This is a genomic window from Pseudomonas sp. PvP009 (genome assembly GCF_017832995.1).
In the GTDB taxonomy this organism is placed as follows: domain Bacteria; phylum Pseudomonadota; class Gammaproteobacteria; order Pseudomonadales; family Pseudomonadaceae; genus Aquipseudomonas; species Aquipseudomonas syringae.
Window position 1 is genome coordinate 176,405 of the sequence record NZ_JAFIBG010000001.1, and the last position, 20,638, is coordinate 197,042.

Consider the following 20,638-nt stretch of genomic DNA (forward strand, 5'->3'; position numbering starts at 1 on the left):
CCGAGCCATGCTCAATACGCTGCGCAAGATCGTCCAGGAAGTTAACTCCGCCAAGGATCTCAAGGCGGCGTTGGGCATTATTGTGTTGCGCGTCAAGGAGGCCATGGGCAGCCAGGTCTGCTCGGTCTACCTGCTCGATGCCGAGGTCAACCGCTTTGTCCTGATGGCCTCCGAAGGCCTCAACAAACGCTCCATCGGCAAAGTCAGCATGGCGCCGAATGAAGGCCTGGTCGGTCTGGTCGGTACGCGCGAAGAACCACTGAATCTCGAAAACGCCGCAGATCACCCTCGTTATCGCTATTTCGCCGAAACCGGTGAAGAACGCTACGCCTCGTTCCTGGGCGCGCCGATCATTCACCACCGGCGCGTGGTCGGCGTATTGGTCATCCAGCAAAAGGAGCGCCGTCAGTTCGACGAGGGCGAAGAAGCCTTCCTGGTCACCATGAGCGCGCAACTGGCGGGCGTTATCGCGCATGCCGAAGCGACCGGCTCGATCCGCGGTCTGGGTCGTCAGGGCAAGGGCATTCAGGAAGCCAAGTTCGTCGGTGTCGCCGGTTCGCCGGGTGCTGCGGTCGGTGTCGCCGTGGTCATGCTGCCGCCTGCCGATCTGGAAGTGGTCCCCGACAAGACCGTCACTGACATCGCCGCCGAACTGGCGTTGTTCCAGAACGCGCTGGAAGGCGTACGCGGTGACATGCGCACCCTGTCAGCCAAGCTGGCCACCCAGTTGCGTCCCGAAGAGCGGGCGCTGTTCGATGTCTACCTGATGATGCTCGACGACGCCTCGCTGGGCAGCGAAGTGACCGACGTCATCAAGACCGGCCAATGGGCACAGGGCGCCTTGCGCTCGGTGGTCAGTGAGCACGTCAAACGTTTCGAACTGATGGACGATGCCTACCTGCGCGAGCGGGCGTCGGACGTCAAGGACCTGGGCCGCCGTCTGCTGGCCTATCTCCAGGAAGCGCGGCAACAGGCGCTGGTCTATCCCGACAACACGATTCTGGTGAGTGAAGAGCTGACCCCGGCCATGCTCGGCGAGGTGCCGGAAGGCAAACTGGTCGGCCTGGTGTCGGTTCAGGGTTCCGGCAATTCCCACGTTGCGATTCTGGCGCGGGCCATGGGCATTCCCACGGTCATGGGCCTGGTGGACTTCCCATACTCCAAGGTCGATGGCATCAATCTGGTGGTCGACGGCTATCATGGCGAAGTCTTTACCAACCCTAGCGAAATCATGCGCAAGCAGTTCGGCAAGGTGGTGGAGGAGGAGCGTCAGCTCTCTCAGGGCCTGGATGCCCTGCGCGAATTGCCTTGCGTCACCCTCGACGGGCATCGCATGCCGCTGTGGGTCAACACCGGCCTGCTGGCCGACGTGGCGCGGGCGCAACAGCGTGGCGCCGAAGGGGTGGGCCTGTACCGCACCGAAGTGCCGTTCATGATCAACCAGCGCTTCCCGAGTGAAAAGGAACAGCTGGCGATCTACCGTGAGCAACTGGCCGCCTTCCACCCACTGCCGGTGACCATGCGCAGCCTGGACATCGGTGGCGACAAGTCGCTGTCCTACTTCCCGATCAAGGAAGACAACCCGTTCCTCGGCTGGCGCGGTATTCGCGTCACCCTCGACCACCCGGAAATCTTCCTGGTCCAGACCCGCGCCATGCTCAAGGCCAGCGAGGGCCTGAATAACCTGCGCATTCTGTTGCCGATGATCTCCAGCACCCACGAAGTGGAAGAGGCGCTGCACCTGATCCACCGCGCCTGGGGCGAGGTGCGCGACGAAGGCACTGACGTACCGATGCCGCCGGTGGGCGTCATGATCGAAGTGCCGGCGGCGGTCTACCAGACCCGCGACCTGGCGCGTCAGGTGGACTTCCTCTCGGTCGGCTCCAACGACCTGACCCAGTACCTGCTGGCGGTTGACCGCAACAACCCGCGTGTGGCCGATCTCTATGACTACCTGCACCCGGCGGTGCTTCAGGCGCTGCAAAGCGTGGTGCGTGACGCGCATGCCGAGGGCAAGCCGGTAAGCATCTGCGGCGAAATGGCGGGTGACCCGGCAGCAGCGGTGCTGTTGATGGCGATGGGCTTCGACAGCCTGTCTATGAACGCCACCAACCTGCCGAAAGTGAAGTGGATGCTGCGCCAGATCAACCTCAGCAAGGCCAAGGAACTGCTTGCGCAACTGATGACCAACGACAACCCGCAAGTCATTAGCAGCTCCCTGCAACTGGCACTGAAAAACCTCGGCCTGTCGCGGATGATCAACCCGAGCTCGGTCAAAGGGCACTAAGCGCTACTAATGCTTTCGTGAGCAAGCTCACTCCCACAGTGGTACACATTGCCCCTGTAGGAGCGAACTTGTTCGCGAAGAGGCCGGTACAGACTCCGGGAAATGGGCCATTTGGGCTATTGCCTTCGTGAGCAAGCTCACTCCCACAGGGAGTACACATGCCCCCGTAGGAGCGAACTTGTTCGCGAAGAGGCCGGTACAGGCTTCGGGAAATGGGCCGTTTGGGCTATTGCCTTCGTGAGCAAGCTCACTCCCACAGGGAGTACACATTGCCCCCCCCCCCCGGTGGGAGCGAGCTTGCTCGCGAAGGCAGACTGACTGCTTAGTAAATATTCAGCTGCTGCACCTACCTTTTCGTGAGCAAGCTTACACACACGCCTGTTTCAAGACCGGACGCAGAGCGTCCAGAACGGCCTACCACGCGGAGCGTGGGAACGATAACCATACCCAGGCCTTACGGCTGGACACACCAGGCACATCTTTTTTCACTTCGTTCAGGCGGCTTCCATCGGTCGCCGCTAGAGCATCCTGCCGGGCTCCGGTAACATGCGCGCCTGATTCAGTCGCTCGCAAGGGCGTTCCAATTGAGGAGTCGCAATGCTGCCTTACCCGCAGATTGACCCGGTAGCCGTCGCTATCGGCCCGCTGCAAATTCACTGGTACGGGTTGATGTACCTGGTCGGTATCGGCGGCGCCTGGCTGCTTGCGTCGCGTCGTCTGAACAAGTTCGACCCGACCTGGACCAAGGAAAAACTCTCCGACCTGATTTTCTGGCTGGCCATGGGCGTGATTGTCGGTGGGCGGCTGGGCTACGTGCTGTTCTATGACCTGTCGGCCTACATCGCCAATCCGCTGCTGATCTTCGAGGTCTGGAAGGGTGGCATGGCGTTCCACGGCGGCTTTGTCGGCGTAATGATCGCGGCCTGGTGGTTTGGCAAGCGCAACGGCAAAAGCTTCTTCCAGCTGATGGACTTCGTCGCCCCGCTGGTGCCGATCGGCCTGGGTGCCGGGCGTATCGGCAACTTCATCAATGCCGAGTTGTGGGGCAAGCCGACCGATGTGCCGTGGGCCATGGTCTTCCCGCCGTTTAGCGACCCGGCGCAACTGGCGCGTCATCCCTCGCAGCTGTATCAGTTCGCGCTGGAAGGCGTTGCGCTGTTCATCATCCTCAATCTCTACGCCCGCAAGCCGCGTCCGACCATGGCCGTTTCCGGCATGTTCGCGCTGTTCTACGGGATCTTCCGCTTTGTGGTCGAGTTCGTCCGCGTCCCTGACGCCCAGTTGGGTTACCTGGCGTGGGGCTGGGTGACCATGGGGCAGATCCTCAGCCTGCCGATGATCATCGCTGGCCTGTTCCTGATCTGGCTGGCCTACAAGCGCGACCCGTCCGCCAGCAAAGCAGCGGTTTAATACCGAAACGCCGGGTGAAGACGCCCGGCGCGTTCAACAATGCAGGTGATTTATGAAGCAATATCTGGAACTGGTCGCTCATGTGATCAAGCACGGGACCTTGCAAGCCAACCGTACCGGCGTGAACACCATCAGCTTTCCGGGTGCGATGCTGCGTTATGACTTGCAGGAAGGTTTTCCGGCGATCACCACACGGCGCATGGCCTTCAAATCGGCCATCGGCGAGATGGTCGGCTTTCTGCGTGGCGTAAACAACGCCGCCGAATTCCGCGAGCTGGGCTGCAAGGTCTGGGATCAGAACGCCAACGAAAACGCTCAGTGGCTGAACAACCCGTTCCGCAAGGGCGAGGACGATCTGGGTGAAATCTATGGCGTGCAATGGCGCAAGTGGCCAGCCTACAAGCGTATCGATGCCGGCAATGTCGCGGCCATCGAACTGGCGCTGGGCCAGGGGTATCGTCAGATTGCCGAGTCCGAAGAAGACGGTCAGTCTTTCGTGGTCCTGTACAAGGCCATCGACCAGATTCGCCAGTGCGTCGACACCATCATCAACGAGCCAGGCAGCCGGCGGATCCTGTTCCATGGCTGGAACTGCGCACAGCTCGATGAAATGGCCCTGCCGCCGTGCCACCTGCTGTACCAGCTGCACCCGAACCCGCAAACCCGCGAAATCTCGCTGACGCTGTACATCCGCTCCAACGACCTGGGCCTCGGTACGCCGTTCAACCTGACCGAAGGCGCCGCGCTGCTCAGCCTCATCGGCCGCCTGACCGGCTACACGCCGCGCTGGTTCACCTACTTCATCGGCGACGCCCACGTGTACGAAAACCACCTGGACATGCTCAACGAACAGATGACCCGCGAGCCGTACCCGATGCCGAAACTGGTGATCTCCGACCGCGTGCCCGAGTTTACCAAGACCGGTGTGTACCAGCCTGAATGGCTGGAACTGATCGAGCCGTCCGACTTCACCCTGGAAGGCTACCAGCACCACCCGGCAATGACGGCGCCGATGGCGGTTTGAGTCTGTAAGAGAGCGAATTGAGCGTTGTGCTATAGTTTTGGCGTAAATCCCCTGACCCTGTTCAACGGAATCGACTATGTTTTTCAATCGGATTGGACATCGTAGTGATACGAAGAAGGCTGAAGACGCGGCCCTCATGCAGGCAATCAAGAACATTGACACTCTTGTGGTGAGGGGCGGTCGCATGTCCATGGACGCCAAAGAAATCGAAGGTTTGGTTCGCTCCTCCCGCGATAAGGCTAAAAAACTGGTCACTCCGCAAGCCGAATCCTGATAAATGGCTTTTTTACTTCTGCTGCCACTACTCGTCAGCGGCTTTTTGGTGTGCCTGAAGGATCCCACCGTTTATTGCAGGCTGCATCGCTATGAAGGCCAGATGCTTTACTTCCTGGTGGGGCGGTATGGTATCTACTGTTTTTTAGCGGCCATGTTTGTTACCGCAGCCCTTGCAGGTCTGTTCTCGCATGATTGGGGTGTGTTTTGCCCAAAATGGGCCCAAACGACGGACGCGACCTCGCCAGTCTGTTTTGCCGTGAACACCGATTTCATGGGCGCTTTAGGTCAAATGGGGCAGGACTTCGACATCACTGGCAGGAATTTTAGCCAGGTGGGCGTGTTCCTTGCCCTGTCGGGTTTACTGACCTTGGCGATGCCAAGCCTCGGAGCTTTTCTTACTGTCAGGATTCTCAAGTGGCAACTGGGCGCGGGTAAAAAAGAAGAAATTGCGGTCTATCTGCTGGGTCAGTCTGTAGATCACAGCCCTATCTGCTCGACGCTTTTCGATGCATTTGTCGACAAGGAAGAAGTGATGATCACGATGGCGGATCGAAAGGTCTACGTCGGTTACATCATGGACGTCGGAGCCCCTACCGAAGTGACGGGTGTGAATCAGGAGATTCTGCTCATACCCACCGTCAGTGGCTATCGGGATAAAGACACCCTTAAAGTCGTGTACACGACCGATTATCCGAGTGATACACCGCTCAGGCCTATTGGTTTTCGGCAGGAAAATATCGTCTCGATCAGCATCTTCAGCGATGAGGTGCGTGAAGCGTTCAAGCGCGCAGATTCTGAGCGGGCGGGTGAAGAGTCAGCGAAAGAGAAAGCTGCCAAGGATCAGCTCGTCAAGGCGATCACTGAGCTTGTGGCGGTGGTGCAGGCCGCGCAGCGCTGAACCAGAGGTCTCAAACCCGTCTCAATGCCCATGACTCCTCCCCACATGTGAAGGCTCGCCCTCTGGCGCTGCCACAGCCCCCGTCACTTCCAGCCTTTCCAGTATCGCGCAATGTTCTGTCGTGCCATCGCTGCAGCGGCGGCGCAGGTCGAGCAGTTGTTCCTGGAGCGCCTGTAGGCTCGCGACGCGGGCATTGACGTGTTCGATGTGCTCGTCGATCAGGGCGTTGACGTTTTCGCACTGGTCCTGCGGACTGTCGCGCAGGTTGAGCAGGTTGCGGATTTCTTCGAGGGTCATGTCCAGGCTGCGGCAATTGCGGATGAACGACAGGCGCTCCATGTGCGCCTGGGTATACAGCCGGTAATTGCCGTCACTGCGCGCGGGGGCAGGCAGCAGGCCTTCGCGTTCGTAATAGCGGATGGTTTCGACCTGGGTGTCGGTCAGTTTTGCCAGTTCGCCGATTTTCATTTCGACTCATCTCGTTTGAGTGCTTGACCCTATAGTGGCTACAGGGTGTTCACTTGGCAACAAGCAGAATCCTGGAGCCACAACGAATGGGCACGACGATCAAGAATTCCCCCGCACATGACCACGATCATGATCACGACGAGCACGCGCACGAGCAAAAGCCCGTGGAGCATGCCCATTCGTGCTGCTCCAGCGATGCACAGCCCGCTGTAGTGACCTTTGGCGAAGCGTCTGCGGCGGGTGGTCGTCTGAGCAGCTTCCGTATCGAGGCGATGGATTGCCCCACCGAGCAGACGCTGATCCAGAACAAGCTGGGCAAGCTGGCCGGTGTGCAGAAGCTGGAATTCAACCTGATCAACCGCATGTTGGGCGTCTGGCACGACCTGCCGTCCACCGACCCGATTCGTGAGGCCATCAGTTCGCTAGGCATGCAGGCCGAGCCGGTCGAGGCGGGTGCAGCGTCTACCGAATCGGCGCCGGTGGTGAAGAAACACTGGTGGCCGCTGGCGTTGTCCGGCGTTGCGGCGCTGGGTGCAGAGGTAGTCCATTTTGCATCGCTCGGCCCGACCTGGGTGGTTGCCTTGCTGGCACTGGTGTCGATCTTCAGTTGCGGGCTGACGACCTACAAGAAGGGCTGGATCGCGCTCAAGAACTTCAACCTGAACATCAATGCACTGATGAGCATCGCGGTGACCGGCGCCATTTTGATCGGTCAGTGGCCGGAAGCTGCAATGGTGATGTTCCTGTTTACCATTGCTGAGTTGATCGAAGCCAAGTCCCTGGACCGTGCGCGCAATGCGATCAGTGGCCTGATGCAACTGACGCCTGAGCTTGCCACCGTCAAGCAGGCGGATGGCAGTTGGCAGGAAGTCGAAGCCAAAAGCGTCGAACTGGAGGCTATCGTCCGGATAAAGCCCGGCGAGCGTGTCGGGCTTGACGGTGAGGTGGTGTCTGGCAGCTCGACGATTGATCAGGCATCGATTACCGGTGAAAGCCTGCCAGTGGAGAAGACTGTCGGCGACAAGGTTTTCGCGGGCACCATCAACCAGGCCGGTTCGCTGGAATACCGCGTCACCGCCGCTGCGAACAACTCGACGCTGGCGCGCATCATTCATGCGGTGGAAGCGGCGCAGGGTTCGCGTGCGCCGACCCAGCGCTTTGTCGACAGCTTTTCCCGTATCTATACACCAGTGGTGTTCGTCGTTGCGTTGGCATTGGCGTTGGTCGCGCCGCTGTTCTTCGGTGGCGAATGGTATGACTGGATCTACCGGGCGCTGGTGCTGCTGGTGGTGGCCTGCCCATGTGCGCTGGTGATTTCCACGCCGGTGACCATCGTCAGCGGTCTGGCTGCGGCGGCGCGCAAAGGTATCTTGATCAAGGGTGGCGTTTATCTGGAAATGGGCGAAAAGCTCGATTACCTGGCGCTTGATAAAACCGGCACGCTGACCCACGGCAAGCCGGTGCAGACTGATTATGTGCCTTTGAACCCTGCTGTCTCCGATAGCGCGCCGGGGATTGCCGCAAGCCTCGCCGGGCGTTCGGATCACCCGGTTTCCCAAGCGATTGCCAAGGCCGCCGATGGCAGCCTGACGCTGTATGAAGTCAGTGCGTTCGAGGCATTGGGTGGGCGCGGTGTGAAAGGCGAGATCAATGGCCAGATGTATCACCTGGGCAACCATCGCCTGGTGGAAGAACTGGGCCTGTGTTCGCCGGAGCTGGAAGCCAGGCTCGATGCGCTGGAAATGCAGGGCAAGACCGTGGTGCTGTTGCTCGATGCCTCGGGTCCGATTGCGCTGTTTGCCGTCGCCGATACGGTGAAGGAGACCAGCCGTGAAGCCATCGCCCAGTTGCACGAGTTGGGCATCAAGACGGTCATGCTGACCGGCGATAACCCGCACACGGCCAAGGCGATTGCCGATCAGGTTGGCATCGATGAAGCGCAGGGTAATCTGCTGCCTGCCGACAAGCTCAGTGCGATCGAGGCGCTTTACAGCCGCAATCACCGGGTAGGCATGGTGGGCGACGGTATCAATGATGCCCCTGCGCTGGCCCGTGCGGAGATTGGTTTCGCGATGGCCGCTGCAGGCACCGATACGGCTATCGAGACGGCAGATGTCGCCCTGATGGACGATGATCTGCGCAAGATACCAACGTTCATTGCGCTTTCACGCCGGACATCGGCCGTGCTGAAACAGAACATTGTGTTGGCCATTGTGACCAAGGTGCTGTTCATCGGCATCACCTTTGCGGGCCTGGCGACCATGTGGATGGCAGTGTTTGCCGACATGGGCGTGAGCTTGCTGGTGGTGTTCAACGGCTTGCGCTTGCTCAAGAAGTGATCAGGCGGGAACTTTGAAGGGCGGACGCGGAGCGTCCGGAACGGCATTCCCACGCGGAGCATGGGAACGATAATCGTGGCCACCGGCTATCGCTCCACGCTCTGCGTCCGACGTTGTCAGCCGAAGCGCTCTTGTCCCCAGGCAATGAAGGTTTCCAGCAGTGGCTTGAGCACGGCGCGGGTCGGCTCGGCCAGGTCCGGGCGGTAGTGGAAGGGCACGAATTCGTCCATGTAGGTGCTTTGTGCCAGCTCCAGCTGTACGGCGTGGATGTTGTTGGCCGGGTCGCCATAGTGGCGGGTGATGTGGCCGCCCTTGAAGCGTCCGTTCAACACATGGCTGTAGTCCTTGGCCGCTGCGCAGACCTGCTCCATTCGGCTGGCCAGCTCCGGGTCGCAACTTGCGCCATTGAAGGTGCCCAGGTTGAAGTCCGGCAGGCGGCCATCGAACAGGTGCGGAATATGGCCGCGAATCGAGTGGGCGTCGAACAGCAGCGCATAACCGAACTCGTTACGCATGCGCTGCAGTTCCTGCTCCAGCGTCTGGTGATACGGCATCCAGATCTGCTCCAGATACTGCGCCCGCTCCTCGGCGCTGGGCGTCTGGCCGTCCTTGAACAGTGGCACGCCATCGAACAGAATCGACGGAAACAGCCCGGTGGTTGCGCCGACGTACATCGGCTTATCGTCAGCGGGTCGGTTGAGGTCGATGACAAAACGCGAGTACTCGGCGGCCAGCGTGCTGGCGCCCAATTCGGCGGCGAAGTCATACAGACGCGGAATGTGCCAGTCGGTGTCCGGCAGGCTCAAGGCTTCGTCCACCAGCGCGGCTTCGACCACCGGGGTCAGTTTCAGACCGGCATGCGGCATGCTGATCAGCAGCGGAATGCGGCCACGCTTGAATGTCAGAACGTTATCCACAGGGCTCTCCTTCAGATCGATGATTCGACGCCGTGGCGCACGATACGTTTGTCCAGATCGCCGCCCAGCCAGTAGGCCAGATCAGCCGGTCGTTCGATGTTCCAGGCGACGAAATCCGCGACCTTGCCAACCTCCAGCGAGCCGTGGGTCGCGCTCATGCCCAACGCTTTGGCCGCATTGAACGTCACCCCCGCCAGTGCTTCTTCGGGCGTCATGCGAAACAGCGTGCAGGCCATGTTCAGCATCAGGCGCAATGACAGGCCCGGCGACGTGCCAGGGTTGAGGTCGGTGGCAATCGCAATCGGCACGCCGTGCTTGCGCAGCGCGTCCATCGGCGGCAGTTGTGTTTCACGCAGGAAGTAAAACGCGCCTGGCAGCAGCACCGCGACGGTTCCGGCAGCGGCCATGGCGATGGCGTCGTCTTCGGTCATGAACTCCAGATGATCCGCCGACAGCGCCTTGTAGCGCGCAGCCAGGCTCGATCCGCCCAATGACGACAGCTGCTCGGCATGCAGTTTGACCGGCAGCGCCAACTGCCCCGCGGTGATGAACACCTGCTCGACCTGCGCAGGCGAAAACGCCAGGTATTCACAGAAAGCATCTACTGCATCGACCAGCCCTTCGGCTGCCAGTGCCGGGAGCATGTCGTTGCAGATGTGGTTGATGTAATCGTCGGCGCGATCGGCGTATTCCGGTGGCAGCGCGTGGGCGGCCAGGCAGGTGGCGCGCACGGTGACGGGCTGGGTGTTGCCCAGACGCCGGATCACCCGCAGGATCTTGCGCTCGTTTTCCAGGTCCAGCCCGTAGCCCGACTTCATCTCGACGGTCGTGACGCCGTCTTTCAGCAGATGCCGCAAACGGCGCTCGGCACTGGCGTACAGCTCATCCTCGCTGGCGTCGCGCGTCGCACGCACCGTGCTGGCAATACCGCCGCCCGCTGCGGCGATCTCGGCGTAGCTCACACCCTGCAAACGCTGTTCGAACTCGCCGCTGCGGTTGCCGCCGAACACGGTATGGGTGTGACAATCGATCAGGCCGGGCGTGACCCATGCACCGCCCAGATCGATGCAGTTGTCATGTTCCGGCTCGGTCAGCTCGGCCTGAGGCCCGACCCACTCGATGAGCGCTCCGGAGGTCACGATGGCGGCATGCTCGATGGTCGAGTATTTGCCGTGCGCCATGCTTGCGATGTGACAGTTTTTCCAGAGCGTTTTCATTCCAGGCCTCGTTGATCAATGAGTGTTGTTGAGCGCCTTGGGCTTGACCCACACAGCGTAGGCGATGAGCAGCAGCACGATCCAGATTGCGCCGACGATCAAGGCTGCACGGTTGTCCGGGAAGTAGCCCAGCACGCCGAAGATGAACAGCATGAAGGCGATGGCGGCCGCAGGCCCGTAAGGCCAGAACGGCACGGCGAATTTCAGCTGTGCCGCTTCCTCGCGGTTCATTGAGCGGCGCATGGCGACCTGCGTCAGCAGAATCATCAGCCAGACCCACACGGTGGCGAAGGTGGCCAGCGAAGCGATCAGCAGAAACACATCCTTGGGGATCAGGTAGTTGAGCAGCACGCCGCCCAGCAACGCGATACCCATGACCAGCACGGTCATCCACGGCACGCCATGGCGCGACACGCGGGCAAAACTGGCGGGCGCCTGACCTTCACGGGCCAGGCCATACATCATGCGGCCTGCGCCGAAGATGTCGCTGTTGATCGCCGACACGGCCGCCGAGATCACCACGATGTTGAGGATGGTCGCCGCCGAAGCGATGCCCAGGTTATCGAAAATCTGCACGAACGGGCTGCCCTGCGTGCCGATCTGCGGCCACGGGTAGATACACATCAGCACAAACAGCGTCAGCACGTAGAACAGCAGAATGCGCAGCGGCACGGCATTGATCGCTTGCGGCAGGCTGCGCTGCGGGTCCTTCGCTTCGCCTGCGGTAATGCCGATGATTTCGATGCCGCCGAAGGCAAACATCACCACTGCGAACGAGGCGATCAGACCGGTGACGCCGTTGGGCATGAAGCCGCCATGCGCCCACAGGTTGCTGATGCCGATTTCGCTGCCGCTGGCCGAGCTGCCGATACCGAAGATCATGATGCCGAAGCCTGCGACGATCATCGCCACGATGGCGCTGACCTTGAGGATCGACAGCCAGAACTCGGTTTCACCGAAGACTTTCACGTTGCACAGGTTGAGCGCGCCGATCAGAAAGACGATACCCAGCACCCAGATCCAGCGGGGTACTTCCGGAAACCAGAAGCCCATGTAGATGCCGAATGCAGTCACGTCGGCCAGGCAGACGATGATCATCTCGAACGCGTAGGTCCAGCCGAGCACGAAGCCGGCCAGCGGGCCCATATAGCGGGTGGCGTAATGGCTGAACGAACCGGACACCGGGTCGTGGACCGCCATTTCGCCGAGCGCGCGCATCACCATGTACACCGCCGCGCCGCCGATCAGGTAAGCCAGCAGTACGGCAGGCCCGGCCTGTTGAATCGCCGAGGCCGAGCCGTAGAACAACCCTGTACCGATGGCAGAGCCCAGGGCCATGAAGCGGATGTGGCGGGCGGATAACCCGCGTTTCAAACCATCTTGTGACGTCATTTCAGGTCCATTTCATTACAGGTATGGCAAAAGCCGCGAGAACGCCTGCATCCGGCTTCCCGCAGCGATGACCAAAGCGAGCCCTGCCAGGCTCGCGGTGCATCACAGACTGGGTAGCAGACGTGCAGGAACCAACGGGTTCAGGCAAGTGGAGGACAACAGCTGACTGGCAGCTTCGATGTCCGGTGCAAAAAAGCGGTCCTTTTCATAGAACGGGACCTTGCTGCGCAACAGGCTGCGGGCTTGCTCCAGCTTCGGAGAGGTTTTCAGGCCCTCACGCAAGTCCAGACCCTGGCAGGCAGCCAACCATTCTACGGCAAGAATCCCGCGAACGTTTTCTGCCATTTCCCATAAACGCTTGCCGGCGGCCGGGGCCATCGACACATGGTCTTCCTGATTGGCCGAGGTCGGCAGGCTGTCGACACTGTGCGGGTGGGCCAATGCCTTGTTTTCACTGGCCAGTGCGGCGGCGGTCACCTGCGCGATCATGAACCCGGAATTGACGCCGCCGTTGGCCACCAGAAAAGGCGGCAACTGCGACATGTGCTTGTCCATCATCAGCGAAATGCGTCTTTCGCTGAGCGAGCCGATCTCGGCGATGGCCAGCGCGAGGTTGTCCGCCGCCATGGCGACCGGCTCGGCGTGAAAATTGCCACCGGATATGACGTCGTTCTCGGCGGCGAACACCAGCGGGTTGTCGGACACCGCGTTGGCTTCGATTTCCAGCACCTCGGCGGCCTGACGCAGTTGGGTCAGGCATGCGCCCATGACCTGTGGCTGGCAGCGCAACGAGTAAGGGTCCTGAACCTTGTCGCAGTTGCGGTGCGACTCGGATATGCCACTGCTTTCGCCGAGCAGGTCGCGGTAGCAGGCCGCCGCGTCGATCTGTCCGCGCTGACCGCGTGCGGCATGAATGCGCGCGTCGAAGGGCGAGCGCGAACCCAGTACCGCTTCAACCGTCAGCGAGCCGCAGGTCAGAGCCGCCGCGAACAGGTCCTCGCCTTCGAACAGGCCGCGCAATGCGTAGGCGCTAGACACTTGCGTGCCGTTGAGCAGTGCCAGCCCTTCCTTGGCCGCCAGGGTCAGCGGTTGCAGCCCGGCAGCCGCCAGCGCGTCGACGCCGTTCAGCCATTCGCCCTTGTAGCGCGCCTTGCCTTCGCCCAGCAGCACCAAGGACATGTGCGCCAGCGGTGCCAGGTCACCGGAAGCGCCGACCGAGCCCTTGAGCGGAATATGCGGGTAGACCTGGGCATTGATCAGCGCAATCAGGGCGTCGATGACCACGCGCCGAATGCCCGAGAAGCCGCGGCTCAGGCTGTTGACCTTGAGCACCATGATCAGACGCACCAGCTCATCGCTGATCGGCTGACCGACACCGGCCGCATGCGACAGCACCAGCGAACGCTGCAGGTTTTCCAGGTCTTCGCTGGCAATCCGCGTCGAAGCCAGCAGGCCAAAGCCGGTGTTGATGCCGTAGGCGGTGCGGTTCTCGGCCAGAATGCGCTCGACACAGGCGACGCTGTCGTCGATCTGCTGGTCTGCGCTGCTGTCCAGTGTCAGGCTGACCGGCTGCAGATAAATATCGCGCAGTTGCGCCAGGGTCAGTTTGCCGGGGATCAGGTTCAGCGTCTTGGCAGATAAGGTGGTCACGATGCTGCTACTCCTTGATGAATGTCAGCGACGGCTTGTGGCCATACGCTGTTTTTATAGGCCTGCCGCGTTGTTACGGCAGTGCTGGAAAACCCTTTCCAGCGACGCTTCGTCTTTGATCAGGGCCGCGCTGCTGGCGATGTCCGGAGCCAGCCAGCGGTCTTCGTCATAGGCCGGGATGCGCTCGCGCAGCAGTCGCCACGCGGCACCGGTGCCCACGCCAAAACCCTGTGTCTTGAGAAATTCGAATGCCTGGGCCGCGAGCAAATACTCGATGGCCAGAATCTGCGTGGTATTGCCCAGCACCTTGTGCAGCTTGAGCGCAGCGCTGGTGCCCAGGCTCAGGTGGTCTTCTTGCAGACCGGAGGTCACGTAGTTGTCGACCACGGCCGGTTGCGCCATTTGGCGGTTTTCCGCGCACAGCGAAGCGGCGACGTACTGGACGATCATCATTCCCGAGTTGACCCCCGGCTGGGTGACCAGAAACGCCGGCAGGCCGCTGACCATCGGGTTGATCAGGCGGTCCAGGCGTCGTTCGGCGATCGAGCCCAGCTCGGCCATCGCCATGCACAGCAGGTCTGCCGCCATGGCCACCGACTGGCCGTGTGGATTGGCCTGGGACACCACCCGGAAAGCCTCGGGCGTGCCGAGCAGCAGCGGATTATCGGTGACTGAATTGAGCTCGATCTCGACCTGGCGAGTGGCGTGAGCCAGTTGGTCGCGCGTGGCGCCATGCACCTGGGGAATCGAACGAATACTCAGCGCATCCTGGGTACGAATGCCTTCGCTGCTGGCGAGCACTTCGCTGCCGGCCAGCAAAGTGCGCAGGTTCTTGCCCACCTTTTGCATGCCCGGATGCGGCTTGAGGGCGAGGATGCTTGCATCGAACGCGTCCAGCTGGCCGCGCAGGGCTTCGAAGCTCATCGCGCCGATCACGTCGGCCCATTGGCTCAGGTGCTCGGCATCGGCAATGGCCAGACAGCTCAGGCCGGTCATGCACGGTGTGCCGTTGACCAGGCACAATCCGTCCTTGGCGCCGAGGATAACCGGAGCCAGACCTTCTTCATTCAGGGCCTGCTCGGCCGGGACGATCTGCCTGCGATAGCTGACCTGGCCGATGCCCAGCAACGCAACACCGACGTGCGCCATGTGCGTCAGGTAACCCACCGAGCCCTGCGCCGGTACTTGCGGCGTGATGCCCCGGTTGAGCAGGGCCAGCAGCGCTTCGACCACTTGCCGGTGAATGCCCGACTTGCCCTGGCTGTAGTTGAGAATCGCGGCGCAGATGATTGCACGGGTCTGCTCGTCGGCCAGTGGCGCACCGACGCCGCAGGCATGGCTGAGCAGGGTATTGCGCGACAGACGACTGAGCTGGTCGCCTTGCAGTGACACATTGCACAGCGCGCCGAGCCCGGTGTTCACGCCATAGGCACGCTCGCCACTGACGACGATGCGCTGCACGATGGCCTGAGCGTTGTCGATCCGTGCCCAGGCAGCATCCGACAGGGCCAGTTTTGCGCCATGTCGGGCCACGGCGACCACGTCCTGCCAGCCCGCAGGTGCTTCACCGATGACGATCTGTTCTGCTCGCGACATCTGCAACGGTCCTTAAAGGGTGGCTACGCGGCGCTGAACGAAACGATCCACGTAATCGTCGGCGGGCGAGTGGAGGATTTCTTTCGGCGTACCGACCTGAATCAATCGCCCGTCCTTGAGGATCGCAATGCGATTGCCGATGCGCACGGCCTCGTCCAGATCGTGGGTAATGAACACGATGGTCTTGTGCAGGCTGGCTTGCAGCTCCAGCAACTGGTCCTGCATCTCGGCGCGGATCAACGGGTCGAGGGCGCTGAATGCTTCGTCCATCAGAATGATGTCGGTATCGGCGGCCAGTGCGCGGGCCAGACCTACACGCTGACGCATGCCGCCGGAAAGCTGGTGCGGGTATTTGTTTTCATAGCCCTTGAGGCCTACGGTGGTGATCCAGTGCTGCGCGCGTTCCTGACACAGCGCCTTGCTCTCGCCACGTACGGTCAGGCCGTAGGCCACGTTGGCCAGCACGGTCTTGTGCGGCAGCAGGCCGAAGCTCTGGAACACCATGCTGATCTTGTGCCGGCGGAATTGGCGCAAGGCCTCCATGTCGTAACGCAGGATGTCTTCGCCATCGACCAGAATCTCGCCGCTGGTGGGGTCGATGAGCCGGTTGAAGTGACGCACCAGCGTCGATTTTCCCGAGCCGGACAGGCCCATGATGACGAAGATTTCGCCGCTGCCGATCGACAGCGACAGGTCGTTGACCCCGACCACGCAGCCGGTCTGGGCCAGCACCTGGTCCTTGCTCTGGTTTTGCCTGATCAACTCCAGCGCTTCTTTCGAGCGGTTGCCGAAGATCTTGAATACGTTTTTGACGACGATTTTGTTCGGTTCCACGCTGCTCATTTGTGCGCCTCATGCCGTGGGCGGCCATAGGCCTGCGTGATACGGTCGATGACGACCGCCAGAATGACAATGGCCAGGCCCGCTTCCAGCCCGCGCCCGACGTTGAGGGTCTGAATGCCCACCAGAACGTCCTCACCAAGCCCGCGTGCACCGATCATCGAGGCAATCACCACCATCGACAGCGCCATCATGGTGGTCTGGTTGATCCCGGCCATGATGCTCGGCATCGCCAACGGCAGTTGCACACCGAACAGTTGCTGCCAGCGATTGGCGCCGAACGCGTTGATGGCCTCCATTACTTCACCATCCACCTGGCGAATGCCCAGATCGGTCAGACGAATCAGCGGCGGCGCGGCGTAAATCACTGTGGCGAAGATCGCCGGAACCTTGCCCAGACCGAACAGCATCAGCACCGGGATCAGGTACACGAAGCTGGGCATGGTCTGCATGATGTCGAGCAGCGGCATCAGCACCGAGCGCAGACGATTGCTGCGTGCCGAAAGAATGCCCAGCGGAATGCCGATCAGCACCGCGATGATCGTGGCGACCAGCATCAGCGCCAGGGTCTGCATCAGCTTGTCCCACAACCCGACCGCACCGACCAGAAACAGCAGGCCGACGATGACCAGCGTCGTGACGATCTTGCGTGTCGCGTGCCAGGCAATGCCGCCGACGATCATCAGCATCAGCCACCACGGCGCCATGCGCAGCAGGCCTTCGAGGTTGACGATGGCCCATAGCAGGGTGTCGGAGATGTGCCGGAACACATCGCCGTACTGCGTGACCAGTGAGTCGACGCCATCGTTGACCCAGTTGGCGATCGAGAAAGTGAAGCTTTCAGGAAACATAAGCGGCTCTCAAATGAGGTGTGTCGGGTCAACGACAGGGCTGTCGAACCGTTCGGTCCGACAGCCCGGTCGTTTACAACGAAGCGTCCACCTTCTTCGCGGCGTCTTCGCTGACCCATTTGTGCCAGACTTCGGGGTGCTCTTTCAGGAAAATCTTCGCCAGCTTCGGCGATTCGATGCGTTCCTTGGCCATGCGCCCCAGGTTCTGGTTGAGCAGGTCGATCGGCAGGTTGACCTTTTCCAGGATGGCGACCAATTCAGGGGCCTCATCGTGGAACACTTTGGACACGCCGACCTTGATATCGATCGTCTTGTTGACCCCGGCTTTCTCTTCCAGACGCACCAGGTCTACCTGACCCATGAGTGGCGTGGGTGACCAATAGTAGGTCAGGATCGGCTCGCCACGTTTGTAGCTGGACAGAATCGCCGCATCCAGCGCCGGGCCGGTGCCTGGGCGGAAGTTGGTGTATTTGCTTTCCAGGCCGTAGCTCTTGAGCATTTCGCTGTTTTCCAGCTCACAGGTCCAGCCGGCCGGGCAGTTGTAGAAGCGCCCCTTGCCAGGCTCTTCCTGGTCCTTGAACACGGCTGAATACTGGGCCAGGTCGCTGATGGATTTCAGGTTGGGTGCCTTTGCCTCCAGCTTGCGTTTGGCATCGCCTTCGATCACATAGCGGGGCACGTACCAGCCTTCCACTGCGCCGACGATCGGCGCGCCGACACCGACCACCTTGCCGGCGGCGGCGGCCTTGTTCCAGACCTCGCTGCGGCCGACCCATTCTTCGGCAAAGATCTGGATGTCGTTGGTGCCCAAGGCGTTTTCCATGGCGATGGAATTGCCGGGCAGGGCGTCAACGGTGCAGCCGTAACCCTTGTCCAGAACCACCTGCAGAATGTCGGTCAGCAGCATCGCGCTTTCCCAGTTAAGACCGGCGAATTTCACCGGCTTGCCTGATTCGCACCAGCCGGCCGCCTGACTTGCGCCCGCGCTGGCGAGCAGGCCAGCGGATACCAGTGTGGTCAACAGGGCCTTTTTCATATTCATTGTCGATGCTCCTAAGCCTGAAATGGATGACGGCAGCTTGAATTAGGCATCCGGCCCGTGGGCATGCTCATGCCCGTCCCCGACGTATGTCGGCCTGATGACCGACAACGTTTTCAACGTCCGATCATTGGCAGGTTCAAGCCCTGCTCTTTGGCACAGTCGATAGCGATTTCGTAGCCGGCATCGGCATGACGCATCACCCCGGTAGCCGGGTCGTTGTGCAATACGCGGGCGATACGCTCGGCGGCCTCATCGGTGCCGTCGCAGACGATCACCATGCCGGAATGCTGCGAAAAGCCCATGCCCACGCCGCCGCCGTGGTGCAGCGAGACCCAGGTCGCACCGCTGGCGGTATTGAGCAGGGCATTGAGCAGCGGCCAGTCGGAGACGGCGTCGGAGCCATCGCGCATGGATTCGGTTTCGCGGTTGGGGCTGGCGACCGAGCCGGAGTCCAGGTGATCACGACCGATCACTACCGGTGCCGACAACTCGCCACTGCGGACCATTTCGTTGAAGGCCAGGCCCAGTTTGGCGCGTTGACCCAGGCCGACCCAGCAGATACGCGCCGGCAGGCCCTGGAAGCTGATGCGCTCGCGGGCCATGTCCAGCCAGTTGTGCAGGTGCTCGTCATCCGGAATCAGTTCTTTGACCTTGGCGTCGGTCTTGTAGATGTCCTGTGGGTCACCTGACAGCGCGGCCCAGCGGAACGGCCCGATGCCACGGCAGAACAGCGGACGGATGTAGGCGGGGACGAAGCCCGGGAAATCGAAGGCGTTGGTGACGCCGACTTCCTTGGCCATCTGGCGAATATTGTTGCCATAGTCAAAGGTCGGAATGCCGGCTTGCTGGAAGGCGAGCATGGCTTCGACGTGCTCGGCCATCGACTGCTTGGCTGCCTTGACCACACTGGCCGGCTCGCTCACCGAACGGGCACGGTACTCGTCCCAGGTCCAGCCTTTGGGCAGGTAGCCATTGAGCGGGTCGTGGGCGCTGGTCTGGTCGGTGACCATGTCCGGGCGCACACCGCGACGGACCATTTCCGGCAGGATATCCGCCGCGTTGCCACACAGGGCGATGGAGATGGCTTTGCCTTCGGCCGTGTATTTGGCGATACGCGCCAGTGCGTCATCGAGATCAGCGGCCTGTTCGTCGACGTAGCGGGTCTTGATGCGGAAATCGATGCGGCTCTGCTGACATTCGATGTTCAGCGAGCAGGCCCCGGCCAATGTCGCGGCCAGCGGCTGCGCGCCACCCATGCCGCCCAGGCCTGCGGTCAGCACCCAGCGACCCTTGAGGTTGCCGTCATAGTGCTGGCGACCGGCTTCGACGAAGGTTTCGTAAGTGCCTTGCACGATGCCCTGGCTACCGATGTAGATCCAGCTGCCGGCGGTCATCTGGCCATACATGGCCAGGCCCTTGGCATCCAGTTCGTTGAAGTGCTCCCAACTGGCCCAGTGCGGCACCAGGTTGGAGTTGGCGATCAGCACGCGCGGGGCATTGCTGTGGGTCTTGAATACGCCGACCGGCTTGCCGGACTGCACCAGCAAGGTTTCATCATCGTTGAGCTGAGTGAGGCTTTCGACGATATTGTCGTAGCACTCCCAATTGCGCGCAGCGCGACCGATGCCACCGTAAACCACCAGCTCATTGGGGTTTTCGGCAACTTCCGGGTCGAGGTTGTTCATCAACATGCGCAGCGGCGCTTCGGTCAGCCAGCTCTTGGCGGTCAATTGAGTACCGCGTGCAGCCCGTACGACGCCTTCGCGATGGCGGGTCCAGTCCTGCTTCAGGTCTTGATTATTCTCGGTCACAAAAAAATCCTCGGCGATCAATTCGAACCACCCCGATGAAGGGCGAACAGCGCCTGGCGAAGCAGGCCGATTCAGTTGGGTAGAAGGCAGAGTGTTTAGCCTGTCTCTACTTGTACATACAAGCATATGCAATCAAAAGACCAACTTTTCGCTGCCGTTGTTTTTAAGCCGTCGAATTGGTCTGCAAGGCTTTATTTCCGGGGCCTTGCGGTTTTGGTCAGCGCGCAAGCATTGGCCCGAGAGGAGCGCTGTTCTGTTACCTGAATGACTTTTTGCGCAGTTTTGGGGCGGCAGGTAACAGATTGGTGCGAGGAGGGTGTGCATCGCGTTAAGACCGGAATCAAAGTGCTGCGGATGTTTGCAAACAGCGCGTTTGGGGTGCTGAAAATGGCCTCTTTAGCGTGGGAACGAACCCGCTCGAGCACGCGTCATACCCAGGCCTGAGCCAGCATTCACCGGCCCGCGATTAGGTCTCGCGGGTGTTTTCATGTTTAAATTGAACGCTCGTTCAAGTTAAACCGGTGGTTCGCTGCCCGCTCACAACAGGAGGCTTACCCTTGCCGTATCCGCTTTTTGCAGTTGGTTTTATCAGTCCGGAGGCACTCAACCGATGAGTTCTT

Annotated in this window: 16 protein-coding genes; 6 read left to right on the forward strand and 10 right to left on the reverse strand. The window is 60.9% G+C overall.

Annotated features, from left to right (window positions below):
* The first annotated feature begins 7 nt into the window (after window positions 1-7).
* The 5 genes from ptsP (at window position 8) to JOE29_RS00790 (ending at window position 5,895) form a co-directional block, all read left to right on the forward strand.
* The gene (gene ptsP / locus JOE29_RS00770) at window positions 8-2,287 is read left to right on the forward strand and encodes a phosphoenolpyruvate--protein phosphotransferase (protein ID WP_003427436.1); all 2,280 of its coding nucleotides are present in this window, start codon (window positions 8-10) and stop codon (window positions 2,285-2,287) included.
* A gap of 597 nt (window positions 2,288-2,884) precedes the next feature.
* Entirely contained in the window at window positions 2,885-3,697 is an 813-nt protein-coding gene (gene lgt, locus JOE29_RS00775; RefSeq protein WP_003343867.1) for a prolipoprotein diacylglyceryl transferase, read from the forward strand.
* A gap of 52 nt (window positions 3,698-3,749) precedes the next feature.
* Window positions 3,750-4,721: a thymidylate synthase gene (locus JOE29_RS00780; RefSeq protein WP_210078706.1), complete on the forward strand. Its 972-nt coding sequence runs from the start codon at window positions 3,750-3,752 to the stop codon at window positions 4,719-4,721.
* Window positions 4,722-4,797: 76 nt separating this feature from the next.
* Window positions 4,798-4,995 (forward strand): hypothetical protein, encoded by a 198-nt coding sequence (locus JOE29_RS00785; protein ID WP_003316420.1) that lies wholly within the window; start codon window positions 4,798-4,800, stop codon window positions 4,993-4,995.
* 3 nt (window positions 4,996-4,998) lie between these two features.
* The gene (locus JOE29_RS00790) at window positions 4,999-5,895 is read left to right on the forward strand and encodes a hypothetical protein (protein WP_116866614.1); all 897 of its coding nucleotides are present in this window, start codon (window positions 4,999-5,001) and stop codon (window positions 5,893-5,895) included.
* 21 nt (window positions 5,896-5,916) lie between these two features.
* On the opposite strand, the gene cadR is transcribed toward JOE29_RS00790, so the two are convergent.
* On the reverse strand, window positions 5,917-6,363 hold the full coding sequence (cadR, locus tag JOE29_RS00795) for a Cd(II)/Pb(II)-responsive transcriptional regulator (RefSeq protein WP_010434512.1): 447 nt from the start codon (window positions 6,361-6,363) through the stop codon (window positions 5,917-5,919).
* 86 nt (window positions 6,364-6,449) lie between these two features.
* Between cadR and JOE29_RS00800 the strand changes: the two genes are divergently transcribed.
* Window positions 6,450-8,702, forward strand: coding sequence for a heavy metal translocating P-type ATPase (locus JOE29_RS00800; RefSeq protein ID WP_210078707.1), 2,253 nt, complete (start codon window positions 6,450-6,452; stop codon window positions 8,700-8,702).
* Between the two features lie 116 nt (window positions 8,703-8,818).
* Here JOE29_RS00800 and hutG read toward each other — a convergent pair whose 3' ends face one another.
* From hutG to hutU, 9 genes are all read right to left on the reverse strand, one after another.
* Window positions 8,819-9,619, reverse strand: a complete 801-nt coding sequence (gene hutG / locus JOE29_RS00805) for an N-formylglutamate deformylase (protein WP_210078708.1) — start codon at window positions 9,617-9,619, stop codon at window positions 8,819-8,821.
* A gap of 11 nt (window positions 9,620-9,630) precedes the next feature.
* Window positions 9,631-10,836 (reverse strand): imidazolonepropionase, encoded by a 1,206-nt coding sequence (hutI, locus tag JOE29_RS00810; protein ID WP_210078709.1) that lies wholly within the window; start codon window positions 10,834-10,836, stop codon window positions 9,631-9,633.
* Between the two features lie 15 nt (window positions 10,837-10,851).
* Window positions 10,852-12,228: an amino acid permease gene (locus JOE29_RS00815; RefSeq protein ID WP_003426903.1), complete on the reverse strand. Its 1,377-nt coding sequence runs from the start codon at window positions 12,226-12,228 to the stop codon at window positions 10,852-10,854.
* Window positions 12,229-12,330: 102 nt separating this feature from the next.
* Window positions 12,331-13,878 carry a histidine ammonia-lyase gene (hutH, locus tag JOE29_RS00820; protein WP_044312460.1) on the reverse strand — a complete coding sequence of 516 codons (1,548 nt, stop codon included), beginning with the start codon at window positions 13,876-13,878 and terminating at the stop codon, window positions 12,331-12,333.
* 54 nt (window positions 13,879-13,932) lie between these two features.
* Window positions 13,933-15,474, reverse strand: coding sequence for a histidine ammonia-lyase (gene hutH / locus JOE29_RS00825; protein ID WP_074997586.1), 1,542 nt, complete (start codon window positions 15,472-15,474; stop codon window positions 13,933-13,935).
* Window positions 15,475-15,486: 12 nt separating this feature from the next.
* A complete protein-coding gene (locus tag JOE29_RS00830; RefSeq protein WP_003343854.1) occupies window positions 15,487-16,317 on the reverse strand; it encodes a glycine betaine/L-proline ABC transporter ATP-binding protein in 831 nt (276 codons plus the stop codon).
* Window positions 16,314-17,165, reverse strand: a complete 852-nt coding sequence (locus JOE29_RS00835) for a proline/glycine betaine ABC transporter permease (protein WP_003343849.1) — start codon at window positions 17,163-17,165, stop codon at window positions 16,314-16,316. Before JOE29_RS00835 ends, JOE29_RS00830 begins: the two co-directional genes overlap by 4 nt.
* A 73-nt stretch (window positions 17,166-17,238) precedes the next feature.
* A complete protein-coding gene (locus JOE29_RS00840; protein WP_003413481.1) occupies window positions 17,239-18,207 on the reverse strand; it encodes an ABC transporter substrate-binding protein in 969 nt (322 codons plus the stop codon).
* Between the two features lie 113 nt (window positions 18,208-18,320).
* Window positions 18,321-20,018 carry a urocanate hydratase gene (gene hutU, locus JOE29_RS00845; protein ID WP_210078710.1) on the reverse strand — a complete coding sequence of 566 codons (1,698 nt, stop codon included), beginning with the start codon at window positions 20,016-20,018 and terminating at the stop codon, window positions 18,321-18,323.
* Window positions 20,019-20,638 lie beyond the last annotated feature (620 nt).

Bases quoted from the DNA above. Each gene is read 5' to 3' on its own strand.
- ptsP (WP_003427436.1), top strand. From the start codon at position 8: ATGCTCAATACGCTGCGCAAGATCGTCCAGGAAGTTAACTCCGCCAAG.
- lgt (WP_003343867.1), top strand. From the start codon at position 2,885: ATGCTGCCTTACCCGCAGATTGACCCGGTAGCCGTCGCTATCGGCCCG.
- JOE29_RS00780 (WP_210078706.1), top strand. From the start codon at position 3,750: ATGAAGCAATATCTGGAACTGGTCGCTCATGTGATCAAGCACGGGACC.
- JOE29_RS00785 (WP_003316420.1), top strand. From the start codon at position 4,798: ATGTTTTTCAATCGGATTGGACATCGTAGTGATACGAAGAAGGCTGAA.
- JOE29_RS00790 (WP_116866614.1), top strand. From the start codon at position 4,999: ATGGCTTTTTTACTTCTGCTGCCACTACTCGTCAGCGGCTTTTTGGTG.
- cadR (WP_010434512.1), bottom strand. From the start codon at position 6,363: ATGAAAATCGGCGAACTGGCAAAACTGACCGACACCCAGGTCGAAACC.
- JOE29_RS00800 (WP_210078707.1), top strand. From the start codon at position 6,450: ATGGGCACGACGATCAAGAATTCCCCCGCACATGACCACGATCATGAT.
- hutI (WP_210078709.1), bottom strand. From the start codon at position 10,836: ATGAAAACGCTCTGGAAAAACTGTCACATCGCAAGCATGGCGCACGGC.
- JOE29_RS00815 (WP_003426903.1), bottom strand. From the start codon at position 12,228: ATGACGTCACAAGATGGTTTGAAACGCGGGTTATCCGCCCGCCACATC.
- hutH (WP_074997586.1), bottom strand. From the start codon at position 15,474: ATGTCGCGAGCAGAACAGATCGTCATCGGTGAAGCACCTGCGGGCTGG.
- JOE29_RS00830 (WP_003343854.1), bottom strand. From the start codon at position 16,317: ATGAGCAGCGTGGAACCGAACAAAATCGTCGTCAAAAACGTATTCAAG.
- JOE29_RS00835 (WP_003343849.1), bottom strand. From the start codon at position 17,165: ATGTTTCCTGAAAGCTTCACTTTCTCGATCGCCAACTGGGTCAACGAT.
- JOE29_RS00840 (WP_003413481.1), bottom strand. From the start codon at position 18,207: ATGAATATGAAAAAGGCCCTGTTGACCACACTGGTATCCGCTGGCCTG.